The organism is Paenibacillus sp. FSL R5-0407 (genome assembly GCF_038009185.1).
GTDB lineage: Bacteria > Bacillota > Bacilli > Paenibacillales > Paenibacillaceae > Fontibacillus > Fontibacillus vini.
Map to the genome: position 1 here is coordinate 577,740 of NZ_JBBPAX010000002.1, position 22,312 is coordinate 600,051.

Sequence of the window (22,312 nt, forward strand, 5' to 3'; positions counted from 1 at the left end):
GTGAATACAGCATGTTGCAACTATTATTAGTGGACGATGAACGCTCCGTTGTTGAAGCATTGGCCGAGACGATCCCTTGGGATAAGTGCGGAATCGGAACCGTCCATGAGGCGTTGTCAGGCGCTATGGCGCTCGACATATTGGAGAACCATCCGATCGACATCGTCATTACGGACATCCGGATGCCCGGCATGTCCGGCATGGAGCTGATTTCGGCCATCCGCAGCCGTTGGCCGCTGGTGAACACGATCTTGCTGTCGGGTCATGCCGACTTTGAATATGCCCAGCAAGCCCTCGTTCAAGGAAGCTTCGATTATTTGCTTAAACCCGTCAGCGACGAAGATCTGATCCACTCCGTTACACGACTCGTAGAGCGCATCAAGACCAAGTGGGAACAAGCCGCATCCTATCAGAAGGCGCTCTATACATTTCGGGAGAATAAGCCCTTGCTTCGCTCCACGATGCTCAATGAGCTGTTGACCGGCCGGACCTATTCGGAGGAAGCACTGGCGGATAAGCTGAAGCTCCTCGAGCTTCCCTTTACAGCCGGCGATGAACTCGGGATGCTGGTGATCCGGATGGAGGAGCATCTGTCCGAAATGGCCCAGCGGGAACTCGCGCTCATGGAATATGCCATTTGCAATATCGTAAACGAAGTGATGCAGAAGCAATTCCATATCTGGCATACGAGAGATGCCCATGATTACATTGTTATTCTGGCCGTCAGCAGGCAAAGCCCCCTATCCTCAGGCAGAGGCGATCAAAATAAAACGCTGCTGGAGCAATATGCCGCTCAAATCCAGTCCAATGTGCAGATCTATCTGAAGGGTGCCATTTCGATCCTGGTTGGCAACCGGGGGATATTTCCTTATCAAGTCCGTGAGATCTACGAGCATTCGGTCATGTCCATGCGGAAGCGGATGGGACAAGGGCAAGGCTTGTTCGCCAGTGCGTCGGATGAGCCCGATACGAAACCGATTCATTCGATCCGGTCACTGTATGAACCTCCTACCCTGCTCAGTTTGCTGGAAGCGGGACGATTCGAGGATGTAGAGCGGAAGATCCGGCAAATCTTCGAGGAATTGCTGGAGTCGGCGGGGGATCAGGCTGTAGCCGAGCACCTTATCGAAGCCTATCACGTTTTGGCCGGGGCCTTCGCTTATATTATTCATAAGAACGGCAAGCAATTGTCCGCAGTGCTGCCGGAGGATTCTTATCGATATTTTGAGTCTCCCGGCTTTTCTACCGTCCAGCAATTGCTGGATTGGTCCATCCGTGTACTTCATTGCATCCGGGAAGACTCCGAACAGGATTTAAAAGACAATCACAGCACGATCGTCCGCAGCGTGAAGAGCTTTATCGACCGCAATCTGGCCGGGGATGTATCTTTACCGGCGATTGCAGATGAGGTGCACTTACATCCGGTATATCTGTCCAAGGTCTATAAAGCCGAGACAGGGGAAGCGCTGACAGCCTACGCCTACAGAATCAGAATGGAAAAGGCGGCTTTCTATTTGCGCACCTCGACGGCCAAGGTGTTCGAAATCGCCGAGCTTGTCGGATATAACAATACTGCCTACTTCATTAGGGTGTTCAAAAAATATTACGATGTCACACCTCAGGAGTACCGCGATCGTTTGCCTGTCTAGACCATATACCCGGACAAAAAACAGGCGTTGCAGATGACTTCTGCAGCGCCTGTTTTCTTTGCAATGCGGCGAGCCCATGACCCTATGAACCTCATTGCCCCTCATTGACGGTCCGGTACCACTCGTTCACTTCCCGGGTAATTTGATCGCCTCCGGCGGCCTTCCATTTCTCGACAAAGGTATCGAAGTAATCAATCGATATCTTGCCATAGATGATCTGGGAGAAGGTATCCTTTTCCATCCTGGAAAGAATATCATTGTTCATGTTCATCGTCTCCGTCGGAGGCCCGGTAAACATCTGATTCATGGCAATATTCCTCTGAACCATTACGATCTCCGCCGCTTCGAGCATTTCCCGGGAAGCGCCCGATTTCACCTTTTTCTCAAATGGGGTCACGGCTTTCCCTCCGTACGCAAGCTTTAGCAAGGTCGCCATATTCAGGCTTGGAATGCGGGCGCCGTCAAAAGTGACCGTATACTTCTCGGAATCATAGCCCTCGGTATGCACGGCATTGTTCGTTAGTTGATCTCCTTCGCCGGCTATGGCCTCCTCGTTTTCCCCCGCCAGTCCGTTCTCGAACTCACTGCCGACTTCCGGATTGGCGAAATGATCGAACAAATAATTCTGATACGTAAAAAATGCCTCCGGATGCTCCATGTCCTTGTTGATCAGGATCACCCCGTTGGCAATGGACGTACCGTGCCTGCCTGCTCGTCCATCCTCCCCGGAAGGAATGGGGTAGGCTCTAATCCTAGCCCCTTTAACTTTCTGCTTCACGTCCGCCAGCGGCCATGCAGGCATCCAATGAGGACCGACCACTATTCCCGCTCTTCCTGCGGTGAATTCCTCTACCGCTTTGGCCTCGTCATACCATCCCGCCATTTCCGCAAGGTAACCTTTGCCCATCCAGCTCTGCAGCTTCTCCAGCGCTTGCTTGGCTCCAGGCGATATCGAACCGTATTCCAGCTTGCCTTCCTCCGTCAAATTCCACTGATTCGGCAGGGTACCGTAAGCACCGAACACCCAACCGGCATCGGACATCCAGGTATTGACCCAGTTCTTGAAGCCGAACGTCAGGCCGTAAGTATCCTTTTCCCCGTTTCCATCCGGGTCCTGGTTCGTAAAAGCTTCCATGATGATCTCCAGGTCGCTTAACGTCTTCGGCGCTTGGAAGCCGAATTTCATCATCCAGTCCTCGCGAATCCACATGACCGGATCGCTGTTATAAGCGTAATCGAGAATCGGAATTCCGATTCTTTTGCCATCCTGCATGTACGGATACCAGACAGTAGGGTCCTCCTCCACGGCATCCTTCCAGGTATCGCTGGCATATTTGTCGAACAATTCGCCTGCATCGAGGAACTTGCCGGATTCTATCAGCTCCCTGACGAGGTTGAAGTCGCCGCGGTATGAAATAATGTCGGGCATTTCCGCATCGGATGCAAGAGACAGCCGGAGCTTGGTCTCGAAGGCGTTATTTGTGGAAGGAGATACCCAAAGATTCTTCAACTGGATCCCCAGCTTGTCTTTGGCCCACCTCGTATGGCCATTGTTATCCTGATCTTCCCCCTCCTGGAACTTCACGTCCGGCCCCCATGGCCGAAGGTAGGTCAACGTTATCACCGGGTCGTATTTCCCGTCCTTCGGCAGTTGGCCGGCAGTGACTTCGTCCATCATCCCACCGGCCGGTCGGTGGCCGGAATCCCTGGAATCCCCGGAATCGGCGCCGTCCCGACAGCCTCCCGCAACCACGGCGAGGATCAAAATGCCTATCATGAGCAAGCTGCTCCTGGATTTCTTACCGTTTCTGTTCAACCGCAGCCCCCCGCTTATCCTCAATTTTTCTATATTACTATCAGACTAACACAAAACAGCCGCTCCGGCGGCTGCTTTGCGTTGCATGCGATCTAATTGCTCGTATATTTTAACCAATCGTATTCCGCATACAGCGGATTGGCGCCGTTATACGAACCTAACCAGGCGTCAACGCCCGTTCCGTTCCAAATGTTCATCATGATTTTACCGGGCGTGCTTGGAATATTCGTCGTAGCCGTATGCTTCAGCACACCGTCCACATACCACTTGATGTACCCGGGCTGCCAATCAAAGGCATAGGTATGGAAGCCGGTCGACGCATCAAAACCAAGATTAACGACCTTCTCATGGCCGCCTACCCCGTTAGTAAAGTAGTTAAATTGCACCTTGGTCGTGTCTTTTCCCAAAAACTCGATATCGATCTCATCCCATTGCGTACCGTAAGAAGGGCCGGTGTAAGTGAAGAAGGAGGACACGATGCCCGTATTCTTGGCCGGCTTCATGCTAACCTCGTATAATCCGTATCCATACGTGTATTTGGACTGATATTCACCGCAGTCAAATCGATTGTAAGCCGAACTCGTTAATCCCAGCTTCAACTTTCCATCGTTGGTGAAGCCGGCATTATTGGCGCGCCACGTACAATTGAACATCCCTCCGTTGGAATAACCGTCCGCCTTATGCCAGGTCTCCGAATTGAAGTAGGTGAGCGGCTCCCAGAACACATACCCCGCAAATGCGTTGATACTAAGAACCAGGGAGATTATTCCGGCAGCCGCTACAGTGATCCAAGACTTCTTTTTCACTTTCATCTGACACCTCCATCGGATAATTACCGGTTTCGAAGCGCTTCCATCTCCGGCGTTTCCATTGTATATCGGGGCGGTGTCGCTCTCTATAGTAAGATTGAAAGTGAGATAGCACTATTTCAAGATCCTCGGCTTCATGAGTTCGATCTTAACTCTTCATAACGCGTTTTCCTGGCCTTTCCCCTCCCTTTCAAGCTTCCGCCGCATCCGTTGCCGGTACTCTGTAGGCTGCATGCCCATCACTTCCCGAAAGGTCCGCGTAAAGCTTTTGTAGCTTTCGTAGCCCACCATGGCCGCCACCTCAATGACCTTATATTCCGTTTCCGCCAGCAGGCGCCGGGCTTTATCCAGCCGCACATCCCGCAGATATTCCGCAAAGCCCTTCCCGACATTTTTCTTGAACAGGTTGGAGAAATAGGCATAATTCAGGGACACGTGGTTTGATACCATCGCCAGATCCAGCGGCTTATGATAATTTTCGTGGATGTAGCGGATCGCTTCGTTCAAATCCTGCGTGTTGCGGTAGCTACATTTGAATTCATAATAGAACTGGTTCAGCCGGAGCAACTGCTGTTGCAACGCCTGGATATAATCACGAATACCCGGATGATCAAAAATATTACGCAGGCACTCCATATCCAGCGTTTCTTCCCCCATGTACGGACGGATGACCCGCTCATATTCCTCCAGCATCTGCACCATGGCCCGGCATAGCTGCTCCGTATAGCGGATGTGATACCGCCGCAGCACATTTTTATGAAATAGTCTTGAAATTTCCTCGGTAATTTTGCCGCTATTTTTGGTGCCGATAAATTGGAACAGGTGATATAACTCATCATACGGTAGCTGCCATTGCTGTTCGAGACCGGCAATATCCGTTGGCAAAATACAGCGTTTCTCCGGAAAAAGGTAGCTGTGGCGGTATAGCTCCATCACTTGGGCGTAGCTGTCCGGCAAGCCCTTTAATCCTTGCTGCGGATTCGTCATGGCCGTGATGGCCCCCATCTGCTCCTCCTTGAGTGCGGCAGGCAGAGCTCCGGGGTCGACCGACGCGTCAACCGCAAGGATCAGATGCGGACGACGCTGAAGGCAAATGCATCCCCTTTTGCCATAAACGCGGTAAGCCATGGATTCCATGCCATGGGAACTGCTGGCTCCCGGCTGGTTAATCCATACCTCTTCCCTCAGCAGGCACAGGCGGTAATTCTGCCAAAGCTCCGGATTTTGCTGCTGGGTCCGGTGAATCCACTCCTCGTCACTTACCGCTCCTTGCATGAACATGCGCAGCTCTTTCCGGTCCGTCTCCTTGGCGCGGCGGGAAACATGCTTCATATTGCGCGAGAGGGCCTGCCGGGTTCTTACCTCTTGCAATACGTGCTCGACCGAGGCTTGCAGATCCTCCCGCTTCACGGGCTTGAGCAGGTAGCCCTTCGCCCCGAGGCTTATCGCTTTCTGGGCATAGGCGAAATCGCTGTAGCCGCTGATGATCAGGTAATCTACCTTAATGTGCTCCTCCTTGGTATGGGCCATTAACGTCAATCCATCCATATCCGGCATACGGATATCGGTAATCACCAGCTGGATACTGTGCTGACGGAGTATTTGCAAGGCCTCGATCCCGTTCGCAGCGCAGTAAATCTGGTCGAGCTGCAGTGGGAACTGGCCCAGCATGGCCTGCAGGCCGTCGCGGATGTGCTTTTGGTCGTCCACAATCAGTATGTTCATCATCCCTTACCACCCTCCAAGATTCACATTTTCCCAAGGCAAGCGTATGGTTACGCAGGTATAGGATCCCTGCACGCTGTCGATCCAAAGACCGAAGCCTTTGCCATAATGGAGCTGCAGCCGTTTATGTACGTTTTCCAGACCTAGCCCGTTTTTACCGGCAATAATAGGCGTGTCCGAATCCCCTTGCAGCACGGCTTGCAGGTCGGCCAGCGTCTCCGGATCGACTCCCGTGCCGTCATCGAAGATTTCGATGATCAATGTACTGTTATTGTCCACCCATACGGTAATTTGAATATGCAGCTTGCCGCCCGGAGGAGCTGCATGATGAACGGCATTCTCCACGATCGGCTGCATGCACATCTTAGGAATGGCATAGCTATGCACCTCCTGAGGGAGATCCGCCGTCAACCGGACGTTGCCGCCTTCCATGAAATTGATGAATTTAACATAGCTCCCGATGTTCGCAAGCTCTTCTCCGAGGGCCACGGTATCGCCGTTCCATTTCATGCTATACCGCAGCAGCGAGCCTAACGACACCAGCGCATCGGCGATAACGGGCTGCCGCTGTACCTCCGCCTGCATCCGGATCGCTTCCAGCGCGTTATACAAAAAATGCGAATTGATTTGCGAATGGAGCGAGTGCAGCTGCGCATTTTTGGCGATCAGCTGTTTATCCACCACTTGGGTCATCAATTGCTTGATCTCATCCAGCATTTTGTTGTAAGTGACGGCTACCTCATCGATTTCATCGCCGGTTTCATCTTCGTCCAGCCCGGTATCGATCTTCTCGTCGAGCTGGCCTTTCCGTACCTTGCGCATGGAGGACAGTACGCTGTCCAAGCGGCGGAACAAGCGTCTTGTCGTATGCGAAACCAGGAGCATCATCAACAGCATTACGCTCAAGGTAATCACAACGACCAACGCATACCAACTGCGAGGGCCTTTCATTAACGCCTGGTGGGAGGCGACATCCACGACATAGGCGTCGAGCGGGGCAATATATCGGTACACCGCATAATAGGTTTTATCGTCAATTTTGACCTTCACCGGACGATCCTGCTCCAGCGCATTCAGTTGCCCGTGAATGTGAATCAGGATTTCATCCAGCTTATCCCCCGCCGCTTGCGAAAAGGTATGCCGGGGATTGTAAATATAGCGGTAAGGCGCGCTTCCCTCCATCACTACAGAAAAGAAATCGCCCCCTGTCTCCTCCAGAAGATCGCCAAAAAACACGCTGTGTGAGGCGCGAATCTCCATAATGCTGGGGAGTTGCTGCTGTTGGCCTTGAAGGCGAACCAGCCGGTAGTAGGACAGCGTATCTTCCCCCTCCCGAAAAGCGAATATGCGGTACGCCGAACCGCCCTCTTCCCGAAGCGTCTTCCAGTAATCCTGCGGGGAAAACCTGTCGTAATGATAGATTTCGGGCCAGATCTCATACAAGTTCGGATTGTCGACATAAAAACTGAGCTCGCTGATCATCTCGTTGCTCTGGATAATGTTGTGCATCTGCTCAAATTGATTCTGCCTGAATTTCACCAGGCGCAGGCCGTCCCCGAGCATATTGGAATGAATGAAATCCACGAAGGACTTTTGCGTCAGCGCCGTGGAGGAAGCGTTTTCAATAATATCCATTTTGCTGCGCAGCTTCTCATTAATCCGCGAGACATGGCTGCTTCCAGTCGCCATCGCATCCTTGTACAGCTGAGTTTCCTGAATCCGGATAAATAAAAAGGATACGACAATAGCAGGGATGGCAATCAGCAGGCTAAATGCCAGAAATAACTTTTGAGAGATACGGGAATTGCGGTAGATCTTTCTCATTTTCGTCAGCAGAATCTTCATTACAAATGCCCCTCCCTACCTCTGTAATATACTATATATTACAAACCGGCCGGCAGGTAACCCACTTTATCGCTCGCATAAGAGTCGACAACTGCAAAAGCAGGGATACCGGTCACCCTTTTGGGTGACCGGCAGCCATTTACTCCGCCATTTTGGACTTTCTAGCGTCCAGCTCGGCCTGACGGTATTCCATCACCTGGTCAAAACCATAGCTCGCGCGACGGGCAAGGAAGTTCTCGAAAATTTTATCAAAAGCGGCTTCATCCTTGGCGGTAATCAGCTCCGGCAGCACCTCTTCCCAGTTCTGGGAGATACGCGACCAGGTTACGGCTACTTCGGAATCGCCGAGAGGATCAAGGCCCTTATAGATGCCGCCGTCAATATCGGCCTGCGCGTTGGCGAAGTCCTCCATCTGCTTGATGACAGGCGCTTTCTCCGGTCTCCATTGATTGACAATAACCGGGTTGCGCATCATCCAGTAGGTATCCATGATGCCCACTTCTTTTTCAAGCTTCTCAATATCGGTTTCGAGCAATTGCACCATATCCGCTTTCAACTGCGGTTTGCCATCTACGTTCTCCCACGTTTCGCCTTCTTTGCCAAGGAACAAATCCCGTTGGCCTTCTTCGCTGGCCAAATAGGTTAAGAAGCGGATCGCACGTTCAGGGTTTTCGCAGGATTTGCTGATCATCGTCACCATCCAGCCGTCCATGTTGCCCGGGAACAGTTTCGCCGTGTCCCCTTTGCTGTTTTGCGGACCGTCTACGGCGATGTAGTAAGAATCCGGGTTCTCGCTCGCGGCCAGCATCGGGTTGACGGCCGTCATCCCGGTCCATTCGCGGACCATCATGAAGTAGCGGGCATTGTTCGTTTTTTCCTCTACCTGGGTATCGGAATCCACCAGGAAGTCCACGTTAATCAGGCCGCGTTCGTAGGCGGTGCGGAATGTTTTCAACCAGGTGACATAATCCGGGTCCGTCGTACGGTCGTACACTTTGCCGTCTTTTTCAAACGGAATCGCCAGCAGGTTCTGCAGGTACTCGCTCATCCCGTAAGGCACGTTCCCTTGGGCAAAGAAGGGACTGATCGGTTGTCCTTTGTACTTGGAATACTTATCCTTTACCGTTTGCAGGGCGTTCAGGAAACCTTCCGGCGTGGTCAAATCCGGGCTGCCCATTTCCTCGTAGAGGTCCTTCCGTACCAGGAAGGTTTGGTTGGCGGCGGTCATGCCGGTTTCATGCATCAGGTTCGGGCTATAGGAATCGTTCGGAATGCCGTAGGTATTGCCGTTCTCTTGTTTATACCACTTCAGCGTACCGTCGCCGGCCACTTTGAAGAAGTAGGGATCATATTGGTCCGCCAGTTCATTCAAGGCATACACATGATCTCCTTCCCACAGCTTTTTGACAGCGGTTTCCCAAGAGCCCATCGTAATCAAGTCCGGCAGCTTGCCGGAAGTCATCATCAGGGTAATGTGCTCGTTAGCTTCGCCGGATGGAACTTCAATTTTGACGTTCACGCCTGTCTTTTCGGAGATATACTTGGAGTTCAGACTCTCTCCCCAAGTACGGCCGTACCAGGAAGCGCCTACGAACCAGGATAAATCCACAGGGCTGGTATCCAGCTTCCAGGCAGGTTCCTCCGGATTAAGCTTAGCTTCGACCGCGGTATTCTCGGGTTTGGCATTGTTGTCCGCTGGCTCGGAGTTAGACGTACTTGCGTTGTTCTTGGACCCCGAGCAAGCCGCCAAGCTCAGCATCAGGATTACAGCCAACATGACCGCCAAGCTTTTCTTCATACGTTTGTGTTTCATTGCATGATCATCCTTTCTTTATTTCCAATGGATTTTGTATATGAATCATCCGCCCCTCCAAGCCTTGGCTTAGTCAGACCGATGACGCTTACCCTTTAATTGCGCCGATCATAACGCCTTTGACCAGATAGCGCTGGATAAAGGGATAGAACGCCAGAATCGGCAGCGTGGCCACCATCATGGAGGCAAACTTGATAGAGTTGCCGGGCAGCTTGGCCCCGAACTGAGCCATGGCCTGCTGCTGCATGAACGACATGGAATTCTCGGCAATGATTTTGTACAGCATCGTTTGCAGCGGCAATATTTCCTGCGAGCGGATGTACAGTACGCCCTGATAGTAATCGTTCCAGTGATATACGGCTGCAAAAAGCGCTATGGTCGCTATTACCGCCATGCTATTGGGAAGTACAATTTTGAACAATACCCCATAATCCGACGCGCCGTCTACCTTGGCTGACTCCTCCAGGCTTTCCGGGATCGTGCGATAAAAGCTGATGAAAATGACCATATCGAAAAACGTGTACATCGCAGGAATAATGAAAACCAAAAAGTTATCGTACAAGCCCAGCTTGGTCATAAGGATAAATGTAGGAATCAGCCCGCCCGAGAACAGCATCGTAATCAAGGCGATTTTCATATATACCTTGCGGCCAATCAGGTTGGATTTGCTCATGCCGTAAGCCACAATGGCGGTAAACAGCACGTGTACCACGGTCCCGATCACGGTACGCAAAGTGGTGACCAGAAATCCGTTCATCATGTTTTCGTCATTGAATACCACGCGATAACTGTCCAGCGACACCGCTTTGGGAAACCAGTTGACCGTGCCCAACAAGGCCTGCTCCGGAGCGTTAAACGAATTAATAAGCACAAAATACATCGGGTACAGCGTTATAAAACAAACCGCCAGCATCAGCAAGGTATTGCATATCGTAAACACGCTGATGCGCCGGAATCTTCTCCGCATTTCCATGGATCATTCTCTCCCTTCTTAAAAAATGCCTTCGCCATTGAGTTTTTTGGAGGAAAAGTTGGCCAGGAACAACAGTCCTAATGCCACAATGGAGCGGGCAAACAGAACGGCCGTGGAGAAGGAGTGACGTCCGGATACCAAGCCCATGTTGTAGATATAGAGATCCAGGCTTTCCGCCATCTTCATGTTCATGTTGTTCTTCAACATAAAGATCTGATCGAAGTTGCTGCCGAGCAACCCGCTGACCGCGAGAATGAACAAGATGGAAATGGTAGGACGGATGCTTTGAATGGTGATATGCCACATTCGCTGCCAACGGCCCGCGCCATCCAGTTCCGCCGCTTCGTACAAACCGGGATCAATGCCGGAGATGGCGGCGATATAGATGATAGCGCTCCAGCCCATTTCCTTGAGCGTATCGGAAAAAAAGGCAATCCACCAGAAATACTTAGGCTCGCTGTTAAACAAAATTTCCCGATCTTGAACTCCTATCGCTATCAGCAATTGATTGATCACGCCGCCCTCACCCAGCCAGTTGAGCATGATCCCGCCAAAGATCGTCCAGGCGATGAAATGCGGTAAATACGAAATCGTCTGCACCGTACGCTTAAAGCGAAGACTCCGGATTTCATTCAGCAGCAGAGCGAACAAAATCGGGATCGGAAATCCCAGGATCAGCTTAATGCTGCTCATTCCCAGGGTATTGCGGATCGAACGCCAGAAACGGTCATCCGTCACAAAGTCCTGGAAGTGCTTCCACCCTACGAAGGGCGAGTCCATCATGGGCTTTGCGATGTTGTAGTCCATAAATGCAATAATCAGCCAAAACATGGGGATGTAGCAGAAAATAAACATCCAGACAATCCCGGGGATAACCATGCTTTGCAGTTGCCACTGTCTTAAAAAGGTTTTTATCTGTCCAGTTTTATGTTGGAACATATGCCTTGCCTCCTTCCCTTTCATCGTATGAGAACGGACATAGGAAAAAAAGGCCAGGATTTTTGACCCTATCCCATTATTTTGGATTCGTTTGACCCGCCGTTAAATTTCAATATGCTAAGGGTAGATGAAAGGAGTGTTCAAAGGATGAACAAGCTGATATGGCAACAGGATTTCTTACATAGCGGGGCTGATTTGAGCACATGGAACATCCGCCTTGGCAACGATTTGCTGGACGATGAAGGCCATATTCTAGCCCCCGGCTGGGGAAACGGAGAACAGCAGTTTTATACGGGAAATCCCGGCAACTTGTATATCGATGAAAATGGTTTGAACCTGTGTGCGCACCGCGAGACGACCGAAACGGACGGACGGAGCTTCGCCTACACTTCCGCCCGTATAGACACCCGGGACCGCTTCTCCTTTTGCTACGGCAAGCTGGTCGTCCGGGCCAAACTGCCTGTTGGTCAAGGCCTCTGGCCGGCGATCTGGCTGCTCCCTCAAGATAAGATTCATGGCTTCTGGCCCGCCTCCGGCGAGATCGACATGCTTGAAGCCAAAGGCCGCCTGCCGCAGGAAGTATTCGGCACGCTTCATTACGGAAAGGATTGGGATCATAAGGTCACCGAGGAATTCTCCCATCGGTTTGAATCGGGATCCATTAACGAGTTTCACGATTATGCGCTGGAGTGGGATGCCAGCTCCATGCGCTGGCTGGTGGACGGGAACTGCTACGCCGAGCGCAGTCTACTGCCAGGCCTGATGCCGTTCGACGTCCCTTTCTACCTGGTACTTAATCTGGCAGTAGGCGGCTGGTATGACAATGTGCCGGTGGATGAAGAAGCGCTGCCGGCGAAGATGACGGTTGCGGGGATTTGGGTGTATGAGTAGGTTCCTATCCTTTTCGCGAACGGCCTAAAGTCCGGTGCTGCCTCCGGGTCCTTAGGCTAAGCAAGTCAGTTAAACAGGTAAGATAGAAAGATTAACTGTATTTTCTCCAGCTAATTGGACCGTCTGCCCCCGTTTTTCAAAAACAGCTGTAAAACCAACAGCTATTTTCACTTTATTTGCTCAATTAGAGCCGATAACGACGGATTAGCTGCAGGTTTTACAGTTAATGTCCGAAAAGGCTTATACTGCAGAAAATTAACTGTAGGTTTTACAGTTATCACGTCCTTGAATCGCGCTGGAGATAACAGCTATGTTAAAAAGAGCAAGACAATATCAGGAGAACGTGATCCTCTAAAGGGCCGAGGATGTCTTGGCTTAAGGTAAGAACCCAGACCGATTCTTCATTTTCGTATTCTCAACAATAGAATAAGCCCACCAGCTTAACCAAAACTGGTGGGCTTGTATTATCGTTGCAAACCGTAGGTGCCATACCTGACAGTTCTCTGATTTCTCGCGTCATACATTTGGGAAGAGCAAATTAATAAACGTCACCGCGATTAAAGACACCTCCATCATGGAGTTTTCTAATGATTTCATTACACAGGAGTTGGAACTGATGCTCTAGGCATCAGTCCTTATACGGATCAAACTCATCCGCCCCGGCCATACAAACGCCGATCGGCTTCAAAACATGCATAACCTCGATCGTTTCGGCATGCGCATCCAGCACTTCTTGAAGCTTCCGATATACAAAAGGACTCTCGTCCGTTCCTGCTCCGCGCAATTCTACGCCGAAGCTTCGAACCGCCTCCATCATTTGCTCCGTGCTAATTTCACCGCGCTGCGGGTCCGGGATTTCCAGTTCATTTTACCGGCAGCCTGGGTCCGGCTCATGATTCGCCCGGCTCCGTGCACCGTGCTGTAATAAGCCTCCCGGTTCTCTATGCTGTCTTTCCCTTTTACGATCACGGAAATATCCCCCATGCTGCCGCCGATAAAGCCAACCTGGCCGGGCGCGGATGGTGTCGCCCCTTTACGGACAACGACGACTTCTTTGCCGTCATGCGTTTCCTTCCATGCATAGTTATGGTGGTTATGCACTTCAAGGTCCGCTTCCGCTCCCAAAATAGCCAGCACCTGTTGAATCACATAGTCCCTTCCGGCATACGCGTACCGTCCCGCCAGCTTCATCGCCCGGTAATACATATCGCCCAGCTCGCTGTTCAGATCAAGCAGCACAGGCGGCTGATCCATCTTTTCACCGGGAGCGCTCGCAAGGAATGTTCTGCCGGCAGCCAGATTAAGAAAACCGCTTGCCGTTTTATGCCCAAATCCCCGGCTTCCAAAATGATTCGCGATCCACAAACGTCCGGTTCCCGCTTCTTCAAACAAATCTACAAAGTGATTGCCGCTGCCGACGGTGCCCAGCTGACTTTGCGCCAATGCCTTCAACTTGTCGTGTTCCTGGCTGCCTACCGCCTTATAAACTGCCCAATCCGGATCATCGAAAAGATCATGGTCGACCTGTTCATGATTGACCCGACCGATCCCGAAGGAGACTTTACGGGCAATCTGATCCATCACCCGCGCCAAGTCAGGCTTCATATCCGACGCGAATAAGTTGGTTCTCACCGCTTTATTTCCGCATGCAATATCATAACCGACCCCGGAAGGAGAGATTTGCCCGTCATAAACGACAACTCCGCCGATCGGCTGACTGTATCCTTTATGATGATCCGCCATCAGCAAAGTTTGAACTACATTGCCGGTTTCCGCGCACGTTTTCGCTTGAGCCAGCGCTCCATCATCGGGCTTTCCCCAAACCCGCACTCCGTCTATATTTTGATAAGTCATTAGTTTCTCCAATCCTTTCCCCATACTTCCTCTAACACAGTCCGGAACAGATCGTCCAGCCGCTGACTTTGGTCCCCGCCAGACGGGGGCATGCTCGCCGCCATCTCTTCGTAATACTGTATTCTATCCTCCAAAAATACGTTGATCGGCTCGATTCTCGGTTCGTAATCCATCTCGTCGCCTGCCTTTTTACGAACAAGCAATCCGTCGATCATCGTTTTTAGCTGGCTGTCCTTTGGAACTAGGTCATCGACCAGCCGGTCAAATTCTACCGGGGGCATGGTATCATGTCTTTCGATCCATTCGCAAGCCAATAGCGGACGAAGGACATAGAAGTATTTTTTGATTTTTACCCGTTCACCCTGGAGGTACTCCCGATAATTTCCTTTTGCCATGTGCAGATAGTGGTAAATACATGACTTCGGGGAAAAGGTGAGCGGCACAATGCGACGGATTTGATCCGCAATCACATGGTTCTCCCTATATACAATCGGGGATTGAAGCCACTCGAGCAGCGGCGGATTCGATTTACGGAACAGGTTCAAGGCTTTGCGCAAATCCCACCCGTTGATATCCAGCATATCGCTGATCGGGCGCTCGATAACATCCCGTTTTTCAAATATCGAAAGGTACCAATCTAAAGGCCTGACATAAATAAATCTGACGTCGTAGTCGCTATCCTTTGAAGGGAAACCCCACGCCCGGCTGCCTGATTCGCATGCATACAGGATCCGGACGTTTTCCTCGTGCTCAATCCGCTCCAGTGAAGCCAATATTTGTTGATGGTAACTACTGCTCATATAAAACCCTCCTCACCAAACCCCTGTGATGTTCATTATTTGCTTGCCGCCTTATTCTCACCAATAAGTGAGCTTAAACGTTCCAACAGATCCCCGCCGCCCGTTAAAGAGATCGAACCGATCTTTTCGCATATCTTCTCTAAAAACTCCAGCTCTTTCAACCGGAACAACGTCTGGTTCTCATCCATCAACTTCGCCGTATTCAGCAAGCTTCGGGTCGATGCCGTTTCTTCCCGGCGAGTGATCAAATTCGCTTGGGCCTTCTTCTCCGCAAGCAGGACGGTATTTAGGATATCTTTCATTTCTCCCGGTAAAATAACATCCTTAACTCCCGCACCCAGAAATTGCACCCCATACTCCTCACTCTTCTCATGTAAACGGGACAGGATGAACGATGCGACGTCCTCTTTCCGTTTCAAAAGATCATCCAATTTAAGAGTTCCGACATATTCCCGGAGCATCAGTTGAAGCTGGATATGAATTTGCTCTTCGAACGATTTGATCTCCAAGGCGCGCAGCGGCTTTATGATTCTGTATTGGCAAACGAAATTCAAACGCAGCGACACTTTGTCTTCCGTCATGATCTCCTGGCCGATAAGATCCATTTGCTGCTGCCTCATATCCATCGTTTTGACCACGATCGAAACGGGACCTCTCCAGAAGTAGTATTTTCCAGGTGTGAGCTCTCGTTGCAGAACATGATCATAAAATAAAAACCCGGTTTCATAATTCGCAATTTCGCAGGATTGCACATAAGCCGTAAGCTTCGTCAGAACCGAACGGTCGATCTCGGCAGGCAGCTCGGGCTGTCTAATATCCGTGTGCAAGAAGGCATTCTTTTTCAGTATATTCCAAAAAGCATAGACGCCAGGCTTCAACAGTTGCACGAATTGACCGTCTTCATAATGCAGGACATACTCATGATCTTGTACCCGTACGATATCAAGTTCTTGCACAAGAGCTTCGTCATGGAGAAACAGCTGCAAGTCTCTTCCTTCAACAACGAACGGTTCCGTGATATTCATGATCACAACCGTAGTTTGCGACCAGACCGAAAAGTGATAAGTCCCCGGATTAAGCTTTTTTGTATAACTTCCTTTATGAAAAAGCAAACCGCGCTCATCAGCTTGAATGATAACTTTTTTAAACATATGAATTACTCCCTTCATGGTTTGACCAATGGATTTGGAATCCCACTGAGGTGCAGGCGGAACCTCGTTTTAGCTGGGCGATCTGCGGGTGATTTGCAAGGATATGAGATTCAGAAGGATGATCCGACTTCAATCGTCCTGCTTACTCCTCCATCCGAGTAAAGTTCCCCGGAGCTGCGCGCCACCGGTATCCACGGGTTGCAAAGCCTTTCCTGCAGTGCGCTCCTGCTAGCCGCTAGGGATTCCTTCCTTTGGTCTTTGTTCAATTTTCGCTCGATTGGAAGTCGAGTGCTCTACCAGAATCGCTCCCTAGGCGATTGGGGAATCGAACCCCAAATGGAGTTCTTACCGATTGGGTTCGTACAGGATACCGCGACATAATATGTACGGCACTGCGGGATAAACCGATATCCTCGCCTCGTTACGACCGCCCGCATAAGAACTGTTTATATAATCGCTCATTTCTAACTGACCGAACATGGCGAAAGTATTACGACCGGGATAATAATTTTCCATCTCACCCAAATCTCTCCCCTCTGCTACAATGGAAGAAGATGATTTATTCGAACGGGGGATATCTTTTTGGCTAAGGAAAGCTTTGATAAAGAAATCCAATTTCTGCGTATGTTAGTGCTGACAAGCGGTGCTTTTAGCAGACAACAGTTCGCGGAGAGATTGGGTATTTCCGTCCACACTTTTGATAAAACAATCCGAAGGCTCAAAGAAGTCGTAAACTCCATGCATCCGCATTTGCCGCAGGAACAGAACAAGGATTTTTCCGAGTCCCTTCGCTTCAGTTATTATGACTCCACCGACCCTTTGCTCTTGTTCCTGTTTCGCGCTAAATCCGTTAAGGAGTCCGAGAGTCAAAGAATCTCGCTGCTGTTAGCTGCGATGAATGATCAGGCCTTGACTGCAATGGAACTCTTGGATACCTGCTGCAGCAGCTTGCCTTCAGGACTTCCTATGCCTGACGAGAAGACCATTCGGTCGGATCTCAAGTACTTGGAAGAGGTCGGCGTCATCAAAAGAGATCCGGGGCCCCGTCCGTACCGTTACCGTATTAAAGACGACTTGGTACGGACTCTATCCGATGAAGAGCTTATCGACTTGTATGATTTTGTGGATGTGATGGCGAACACACAGGTTCCTTCCGTACAAGGGTATCTGCTGCGTGACGGGCTCAAGAAGCAGCTTTCGCGCAATCAGTTTGAACAGCATGCCGTAGAGCCATTTCTATACAAGTACCACTATTACTCACGAATCTTGGATGAGGCGCATCTGTTCACGCTCCTTCATGCCATCCGTCACCGCCGCAAAGTCCGTTTTCTTTACTTTTCGCCCAAATCCGAAAAAAGCTACGCCTCCAAGAACACCAATCCTCTCTTTGAGCGGGACACAAATGGCAAAACCCAAAAGACGCTTCCGCTTAAACTGGTATACGACCATCAATATGGAAGATGGTATTTGCTTTCTTACGGACGGGAAGGGATCCGGAAATACCGTATGGAGGGAATCACACAAATCGAAGAGGATGAATCCGTAGATGAGACTTGGTATGCGGAAAAGCAACATGAACTCGCCGAGAAAATCAGATATAGCTGGCTGATCGATACCGGACGGCCTGTGAAGGTACGCGTTCGTTTCTATAATCCGGGAGGCTCTGAACCGAACTTCGTCAAAGAGAGGGTCATTCTGCAGGGACAATGGGGACAGATTGTGTATGAAGATGAGCATTGCTTTATTTATGAAATCACCGTAAACGGGACTACCGAGATCAAGCCGTGGTTGCGCAGTTTCGGCTCCAGCTGCGAGGTTTTGGAACCCGTTTCGCTGCGCCGCCAAATGATAGACGAATGGAAGGAGATTCAGGCATACTATGAATCTGTTTGAGAAAATATTCAATCACCAGATCATTTCCCGCTTGGAGGACTCCGGCACCTTCATGGTCACCTCGCATGAACGGGCCTGGCTGAAGACGATGCTCGAACATCCCGCGGCGGCGGAAGCTTTCACGGCGGACACGTTGGATAAGCTGCGCTCCGCTCTTGAGCCGGATCAGGTTATGGACATATCCCACCATTTGATCGAAAAAGCCCGCACCATGGAAAAACAGGTCTACCATCCCCTCCTGCGGTCTTTGCGGCGTTTGATCATGAATAAAACAGGCATCCGCATCACGTATGAAATTAAGGGGGGCCGGGTGAAGACCGAACATTCCGGGTTTCCTTATAAACTGGAGTACTCGATGGTCAAACGGGAGTGGTACTTGCTCTGGTATCATACCCGGCATCGCGCCCTCATGAGCACCAGGCTGAACAAAATCCATTCTGCCCTGCCAGAACCTATCGAGCCGTCAGCAGCGGAGAACATTCTGAAGATAATCGGCAAAACGCTGGATTCACGCAAAAGCGAAGCAATCATCGAAATTGTCCGTGTATATAACGAAGAGCTGTCCCGCATTCTTTACGCCTTCTCCAGCTTCGAAAAAAGCGTGGCGTACGATGAAGAGAAAGATACCTATCAAATCAAGGTTTCTTTACTCGGGGATGAAATGGAGTATTTACTCTCCAAGATTCGTTTTCTCGGGAAACGGGTCCGGGTATTGGAGGCCGTCCATTTAGCGCGGATACCTGCAACAAGGCCTTCCAAGACGAAAATGATTTGGTTGACGATATGGATAATGACGATGCTGAGGAGTATTTTAATCAACTCTATAGAGATGCATTGCAAGGCACGCTTACCCTGCATCATGACGGGTGCGGATACTATATTGTAATGGTGGTTTCCGGCGAATCCGCCGGCCAGTTGTATTATATAGATACCTGTCATGGACAAGGAATACGTAAGATCAGCGACTCCTTTGCGGAGTATTACTTGAAGACGCTTGAACGTAAAATACTGGAGAGACGAGCGGACCTGGAGCGAAATGATAAATTTGAGTGCGTAATTACCCAGGTCAGACTAGGCGGAAATGTCCGGGATTTAACGGTAACTAAAACAAAGCTCCCCTACGAATTTCAATTCGAATACTTTTGCCCAGGGGACTTTGCCCGTGAAGGGGAACGTACCGAGCTGACAAAAGTTCAAGACCGGTTGGTCGTCTCCTTGTATATGAAAAACGTATCCTTTAGCCCTTTAGATTACAAGAAGTTAGATAAAAGCGTCAGCCCGCCCCCTTCCCAGCCCGATAAATCGTCCGATCGTCATTTGCAGCTTATTGGAGAAAGATCCGAGCATATCGTGATCGGGCAAGTCCGAAGATTATTTAAATATGATACGGGCGAATTGGCATTTCCACTCTATGTTCAAGGGCTTGAACAAGAGATTCTTATCCAGGGATTAGACATTCCCGATTTGTCGGTAGGTGAGATGCTAGAGATTCGAGGGAGGTTGTGCGGAGAGGTTTATCAGATCACTTCGCCCGACTCAAGAAAAAAGACACTCGGTTAATGTCGCCGAGTGTCTTTTAGTCTTAAAATCCACAAATCTTACGATGCATCAGGCAGTAAACTACATATAACACAAGATCGACTTTTCGATCCAATACGTAAATACCGTATCAGGATGGCTATTCTTCTCAATCTCTTTCATTTTCAAATACATGTCCATGCCGTCGGAAACGTCATGCCATAAATCGGTGAACACGAAATCATATTTCTCCTTAGACAGATGTTCCTGGGCGAACTCAAAAGCGTCTGCCTGGATGACATTAATCTTATGTGCATGCTTGAATTGCGGGAGCACATGTGTTTGAAACAGCTCGATCACATCTTTATTCAGATCCACAATCGTAACGCTCTCCACGTTCTCTTTTTCGGAAACCATATAGGCATAATAGCCGAGCCCGAGTCCAAAAGTAAGTACATGACCGAATGCTTGATCGATCGGCTCCCTCATCGTTTCGATTTCATTCGGCGTAATCGTCATCCAGATTCGGTCGTTTTCCAGTACTGCCGGAAATCTGAATTCCGTATCGAAAAATCCGATTTGAGGGATTTGCCGCCCCTCTTCCGTTCGGAGGATATCATTGCACACAAAGCCTTCAAAAGGCTTGTATTGTTCATACTTTAATTCGCTCTTGCCGATTTTAATACTCAGGATCTTGATGTTCTTATAATAGGCGTTCTCGTAATATTCGTTAGCATCCAGTTTATGAATCATCCGGTCGAAATACTTGTTGAACAATTCCTTATCGCCCGCATTTTCAACCACATCCAGCCCAAACGCGGCAGCCAAGATCAGCTTAAACGCATATTCCGAAGATACGCCGCTGTTTATGACCTCATCCATTTCTTCTTTATCTATATAGTCTGGAGCGTTATTTAGATAGTGGCTAAGCAAAGCAAATACTTTGTAATTGTCCAGTTTGATTTTATCCGATACGAACTCTTGATTCTCCATGTCCTCACCCGTTTCTGTGTCTTTTTACAATATTAATACTACTACGAGTATGGACTGAAGTGCTCTCCTCGAATCTATAAAGTTTTAGTATTTCGACAACTTGGAAAATTACTACACCCCATAAATTCAACGCCTTGTTTGCTCTTTCTTCGTACCATTGGGGCACCACATTTACAAGTCAGAGTACTTGATGCAACAACGTTCTTTTGAGTTTTCGCGAGATTCGTTTTTGTCTGGCCTTTATTTTGACGTTTATTACTTGGTTGCCATTTCCCCCAAGTTCTTAGCTTTTGCTCAACAAGCGAACCATGCCAGTAGTCGACTTTGAACTGTTCAGCTTCCTTTTTGGCTGGAGGAGTGAGATCTGATGTGGTTATGAGCAGTGAAAGAATGCAGTCATGATTTCGTTTTGCCGCAACCAGTTCGCGCACAGTCGTCACGGAAACATGATTATGATCAGCGTAGCACTTAGCCTGTACCGCAGTCTTTTCGCCACGTTTATCGATAATAACAAGATCTACTCCACCGTCATTTCCGCCTACACCTACTTCTTTCACAGTGTATCCCTGGTCGCGGAAGTAAAGAGCTAATAACCTCTCGAATTCGGCCCCGGATAAATCATCCAACCGACTGGTTAATATAGTCGCATCATTTCTACAACTCTTACTCGACCGTCTTGTTGTACCTGTATTAACAGATTGCAGTTTCGTCGATTTATTTCTCTGTTTTTTCTTGTTTCGTCTCTTCCGAGTCCACATTCCCCCTAGGATTTCAGCTACTAAAACAGAAACAAGTAGAATTCCGAAGAAGAACCCCCAGTGTAGTCCTGGGATGCTAAAGTAAAGCGTCAGTCCCCCAATAATAAATATGCCTCTTAGTACATAAGCGAGTTGTCTGCCTTCTGCATAGTAAGTTCTGGCCATTGATGTTAATCTACCCTCCCAGCCTAATTAAATTGAAATTTCAAGCGTGTTACTGCTGGATTTATATTCGATGCTTGCTCCTAATCCTCTGGCGAAAACTTGGGCAGGAACATATGTAGTGCCATTAATCGCCTTGGGAGCTGCACTTGCTGTTTCGGAAGTGCCATTATAGAACACCGTTTTGCTTCCAAGAGTAAGCGTGACCTTACGGTCTCCTTTAGTTACTTCAATCGTACCGCTTTCTTTATCAAAAGTAGTTGCAGCTCCCAGTCCCTCAGCAATTTCGCGCAAAGGAACAAGGTTGGTGTTTTGATAAATTACAGGCTGGCTGCTGAAGCTGAGTTTCTCGCCATTTACGTAAACCTCAAGCCCGGACTCCTTATAAGCAGGCGTTGATGGTTTTGGGGTGGAGCTTTTTTTAGAGGTGGAGCTCTTAGGTGTAGTAGAAGATTTAGTGCTCGAACTGGAGGAAGATGAACTCTTGGATGAGGAACCCTTAGATGATGAGCCCTTGCCGTTGTGATAATGGTACTCTCCATATTCCAATCCCCATTTGGTGCAGTTTGTCTTGCAGGTATGCCCACCTTTGGAATCCGTCCTGCCTGGATGCGCAGAGATAACAGACATACTAGAGAATATTAATAATAGAGCTAGGGAACCAGAAACCCATATTTTTCTCATAGATCATCGACTCCTTTTTAGTAAAATATACCTATATAG

General features: G+C 49.5%; 17 protein-coding genes and 1 pseudogene. 5 read left to right on the top strand and 13 right to left on the bottom strand.

Going from position 1 to position 22,312, the window contains the following annotated elements:
* The first annotated feature begins 11 nt into the window (after positions 1–11).
* The gene (locus NYE70_RS21750) at positions 12–1,649 is read left to right on the top strand and encodes a response regulator (protein WP_341048153.1); all 1,638 of its coding nucleotides are present in this window, start codon (positions 12–14) and stop codon (positions 1,647–1,649) included.
* A gap of 91 nt (positions 1,650–1,740) precedes the next feature.
* On the opposite strand, the gene NYE70_RS21755 is transcribed toward NYE70_RS21750, so the two are convergent.
* From NYE70_RS21755 to NYE70_RS21785, 7 genes are all read right to left on the bottom strand, one after another.
* On the bottom strand, positions 1,741–3,465 hold the full coding sequence (locus tag NYE70_RS21755; protein WP_341048154.1) for an extracellular solute-binding protein: 1,725 nt from the start codon (positions 3,463–3,465) through the stop codon (positions 1,741–1,743).
* Positions 3,466–3,557: 92 nt separating this feature from the next.
* Positions 3,558–4,271, bottom strand: a complete 714-nt coding sequence (bglS, locus tag NYE70_RS21760; protein ID WP_341048945.1) for a beta-glucanase — start codon at positions 4,269–4,271, stop codon at positions 3,558–3,560.
* Between the two features lie 159 nt (positions 4,272–4,430).
* Entirely contained in the window at positions 4,431–6,002 is a 1,572-nt protein-coding gene (locus NYE70_RS21765; RefSeq protein WP_341048155.1) for a response regulator transcription factor, read from the bottom strand.
* Positions 6,003–6,005: 3 nt separating this feature from the next.
* Complete coding sequence (locus NYE70_RS21770) at positions 6,006–7,844, bottom strand: sensor histidine kinase (RefSeq protein WP_211022875.1); 1,839 nt, start codon at positions 7,842–7,844, stop codon at positions 6,006–6,008.
* Positions 7,845–7,983: 139 nt separating this feature from the next.
* Positions 7,984–9,657 carry an extracellular solute-binding protein gene (locus NYE70_RS21775; RefSeq protein WP_290405679.1) on the bottom strand — a complete coding sequence of 558 codons (1,674 nt, stop codon included), beginning with the start codon at positions 9,655–9,657 and terminating at the stop codon, positions 7,984–7,986.
* A gap of 88 nt (positions 9,658–9,745) precedes the next feature.
* The gene (locus NYE70_RS21780; RefSeq protein ID WP_341048156.1) at positions 9,746–10,630 is read right to left on the bottom strand and encodes a carbohydrate ABC transporter permease; all 885 of its coding nucleotides are present in this window, start codon (positions 10,628–10,630) and stop codon (positions 9,746–9,748) included.
* 18 nt (positions 10,631–10,648) lie between these two features.
* Positions 10,649–11,569 carry an ABC transporter permease gene (locus NYE70_RS21785; protein WP_211022877.1) on the bottom strand — a complete coding sequence of 307 codons (921 nt, stop codon included), beginning with the start codon at positions 11,567–11,569 and terminating at the stop codon, positions 10,649–10,651.
* Between the two features lie 147 nt (positions 11,570–11,716).
* Between NYE70_RS21785 and NYE70_RS21790 the strand changes: the two genes are divergently transcribed.
* Positions 11,717–12,460, top strand: coding sequence for a glycoside hydrolase family 16 protein (locus NYE70_RS21790; RefSeq protein WP_341048157.1), 744 nt, complete (start codon positions 11,717–11,719; stop codon positions 12,458–12,460).
* A gap of 628 nt (positions 12,461–13,088) precedes the next feature.
* Here the strand turns inward: NYE70_RS21790 and NYE70_RS21795 are convergent.
* The 3 genes and pseudogenes from NYE70_RS21795 to NYE70_RS21805 form a co-directional block, all read right to left on the bottom strand.
* Positions 13,089–14,314: pseudogene (locus tag NYE70_RS21795) on the bottom strand (RtcB family protein).
* Positions 14,314–15,114 (bottom strand): nucleotidyltransferase domain-containing protein, encoded by an 801-nt coding sequence (locus tag NYE70_RS21800; protein ID WP_341048159.1) that lies wholly within the window; start codon positions 15,112–15,114, stop codon positions 14,314–14,316. The pseudogene NYE70_RS21795 and the gene NYE70_RS21800 overlap by 1 nt, the downstream one beginning before the upstream one ends.
* Before the next feature lie 35 nt (positions 15,115–15,149).
* Complete coding sequence (locus NYE70_RS21805) at positions 15,150–16,265, bottom strand: slipin family protein (protein WP_341048161.1); 1,116 nt, start codon at positions 16,263–16,265, stop codon at positions 15,150–15,152.
* Positions 16,266–16,847: 582 nt separating this feature from the next.
* Between NYE70_RS21805 and NYE70_RS21810 the strand changes: the two genes are divergently transcribed.
* Genes NYE70_RS21810 through NYE70_RS21820 form a run of 3 tightly spaced genes read left to right on the top strand, consistent with a single transcriptional unit; the run spans position 16,848 to position 19,718 of the window.
* Complete coding sequence (locus NYE70_RS21810) at positions 16,848–18,158, top strand: helix-turn-helix transcriptional regulator (protein ID WP_211022882.1); 1,311 nt, start codon at positions 16,848–16,850, stop codon at positions 18,156–18,158.
* On the top strand, positions 18,145–19,044 hold the full coding sequence (locus NYE70_RS21815; protein ID WP_341048163.1) for a WYL domain-containing protein: 900 nt from the start codon (positions 18,145–18,147) through the stop codon (positions 19,042–19,044). Before NYE70_RS21810 ends, NYE70_RS21815 begins: the two co-directional genes overlap by 14 nt.
* Positions 19,044–19,718 carry a hypothetical protein gene (locus NYE70_RS21820; RefSeq protein ID WP_341048164.1) on the top strand — a complete coding sequence of 225 codons (675 nt, stop codon included), beginning with the start codon at positions 19,044–19,046 and terminating at the stop codon, positions 19,716–19,718. Before NYE70_RS21815 ends, NYE70_RS21820 begins: the two co-directional genes overlap by 1 nt.
* Positions 19,719–19,778: 60 nt before the next feature.
* Here the strand turns inward: NYE70_RS21820 and NYE70_RS21825 are convergent, their stop codons facing one another.
* From NYE70_RS21825 to NYE70_RS21835, 3 genes are all read right to left on the bottom strand, one after another.
* Positions 19,779–20,669 carry a spermine/spermidine synthase domain-containing protein gene (locus tag NYE70_RS21825; protein ID WP_341048165.1) on the bottom strand — a complete coding sequence of 297 codons (891 nt, stop codon included), beginning with the start codon at positions 20,667–20,669 and terminating at the stop codon, positions 19,779–19,781.
* A gap of 74 nt (positions 20,670–20,743) precedes the next feature.
* Positions 20,744–21,592, bottom strand: coding sequence for a restriction endonuclease (locus tag NYE70_RS21830; RefSeq protein WP_341048166.1), 849 nt, complete (start codon positions 21,590–21,592; stop codon positions 20,744–20,746).
* A gap of 27 nt (positions 21,593–21,619) precedes the next feature.
* Entirely contained in the window at positions 21,620–22,273 is a 654-nt protein-coding gene (locus tag NYE70_RS21835) for a copper amine oxidase N-terminal domain-containing protein (RefSeq protein WP_290405692.1), read from the bottom strand.
* Between the last annotated feature and the right edge of the window lie 39 nt (positions 22,274–22,312).

Bases quoted from the DNA above. Each gene is read 5' to 3' on its own strand.
- NYE70_RS21830 (WP_341048166.1), bottom strand. From the start codon at position 21,592: ATGGCCAGAACTTACTATGCAGAAGGCAGACAACTCGCTTATGTACTA.
- NYE70_RS21815 (WP_341048163.1), top strand. From the start codon at position 18,145: ATGAATCTGTTTGAGAAAATATTCAATCACCAGATCATTTCCCGCTTG.
- NYE70_RS21785 (WP_211022877.1), bottom strand. From the start codon at position 11,569: ATGTTCCAACATAAAACTGGACAGATAAAAACCTTTTTAAGACAGTGG.
- NYE70_RS21820 (WP_341048164.1), top strand. From the start codon at position 19,044: ATGGTGGTTTCCGGCGAATCCGCCGGCCAGTTGTATTATATAGATACC.
- NYE70_RS21780 (WP_341048156.1), bottom strand. From the start codon at position 10,630: ATGGAAATGCGGAGAAGATTCCGGCGCATCAGCGTGTTTACGATATGC.
- NYE70_RS21775 (WP_290405679.1), bottom strand. From the start codon at position 9,657: ATGAAACACAAACGTATGAAGAAAAGCTTGGCGGTCATGTTGGCTGTA.
- NYE70_RS21770 (WP_211022875.1), bottom strand. From the start codon at position 7,844: ATGAAGATTCTGCTGACGAAAATGAGAAAGATCTACCGCAATTCCCGT.
- NYE70_RS21805 (WP_341048161.1), bottom strand. From the start codon at position 16,265: ATGTTTAAAAAAGTTATCATTCAAGCTGATGAGCGCGGTTTGCTTTTT.
- NYE70_RS21790 (WP_341048157.1), top strand. From the start codon at position 11,717: ATGAACAAGCTGATATGGCAACAGGATTTCTTACATAGCGGGGCTGAT.
- NYE70_RS21750 (WP_341048153.1), top strand. From the start codon at position 12: ATGTTGCAACTATTATTAGTGGACGATGAACGCTCCGTTGTTGAAGCA.
- NYE70_RS21825 (WP_341048165.1), bottom strand. From the start codon at position 20,669: ATGGAGAATCAAGAGTTCGTATCGGATAAAATCAAACTGGACAATTAC.
- NYE70_RS21835 (WP_290405692.1), bottom strand. From the start codon at position 22,273: ATGAGAAAAATATGGGTTTCTGGTTCCCTAGCTCTATTATTAATATTC.
- NYE70_RS21800 (WP_341048159.1), bottom strand. From the start codon at position 15,114: ATGAGCAGTAGTTACCATCAACAAATATTGGCTTCACTGGAGCGGATT.
- NYE70_RS21765 (WP_341048155.1), bottom strand. From the start codon at position 6,002: ATGATGAACATACTGATTGTGGACGACCAAAAGCACATCCGCGACGGC.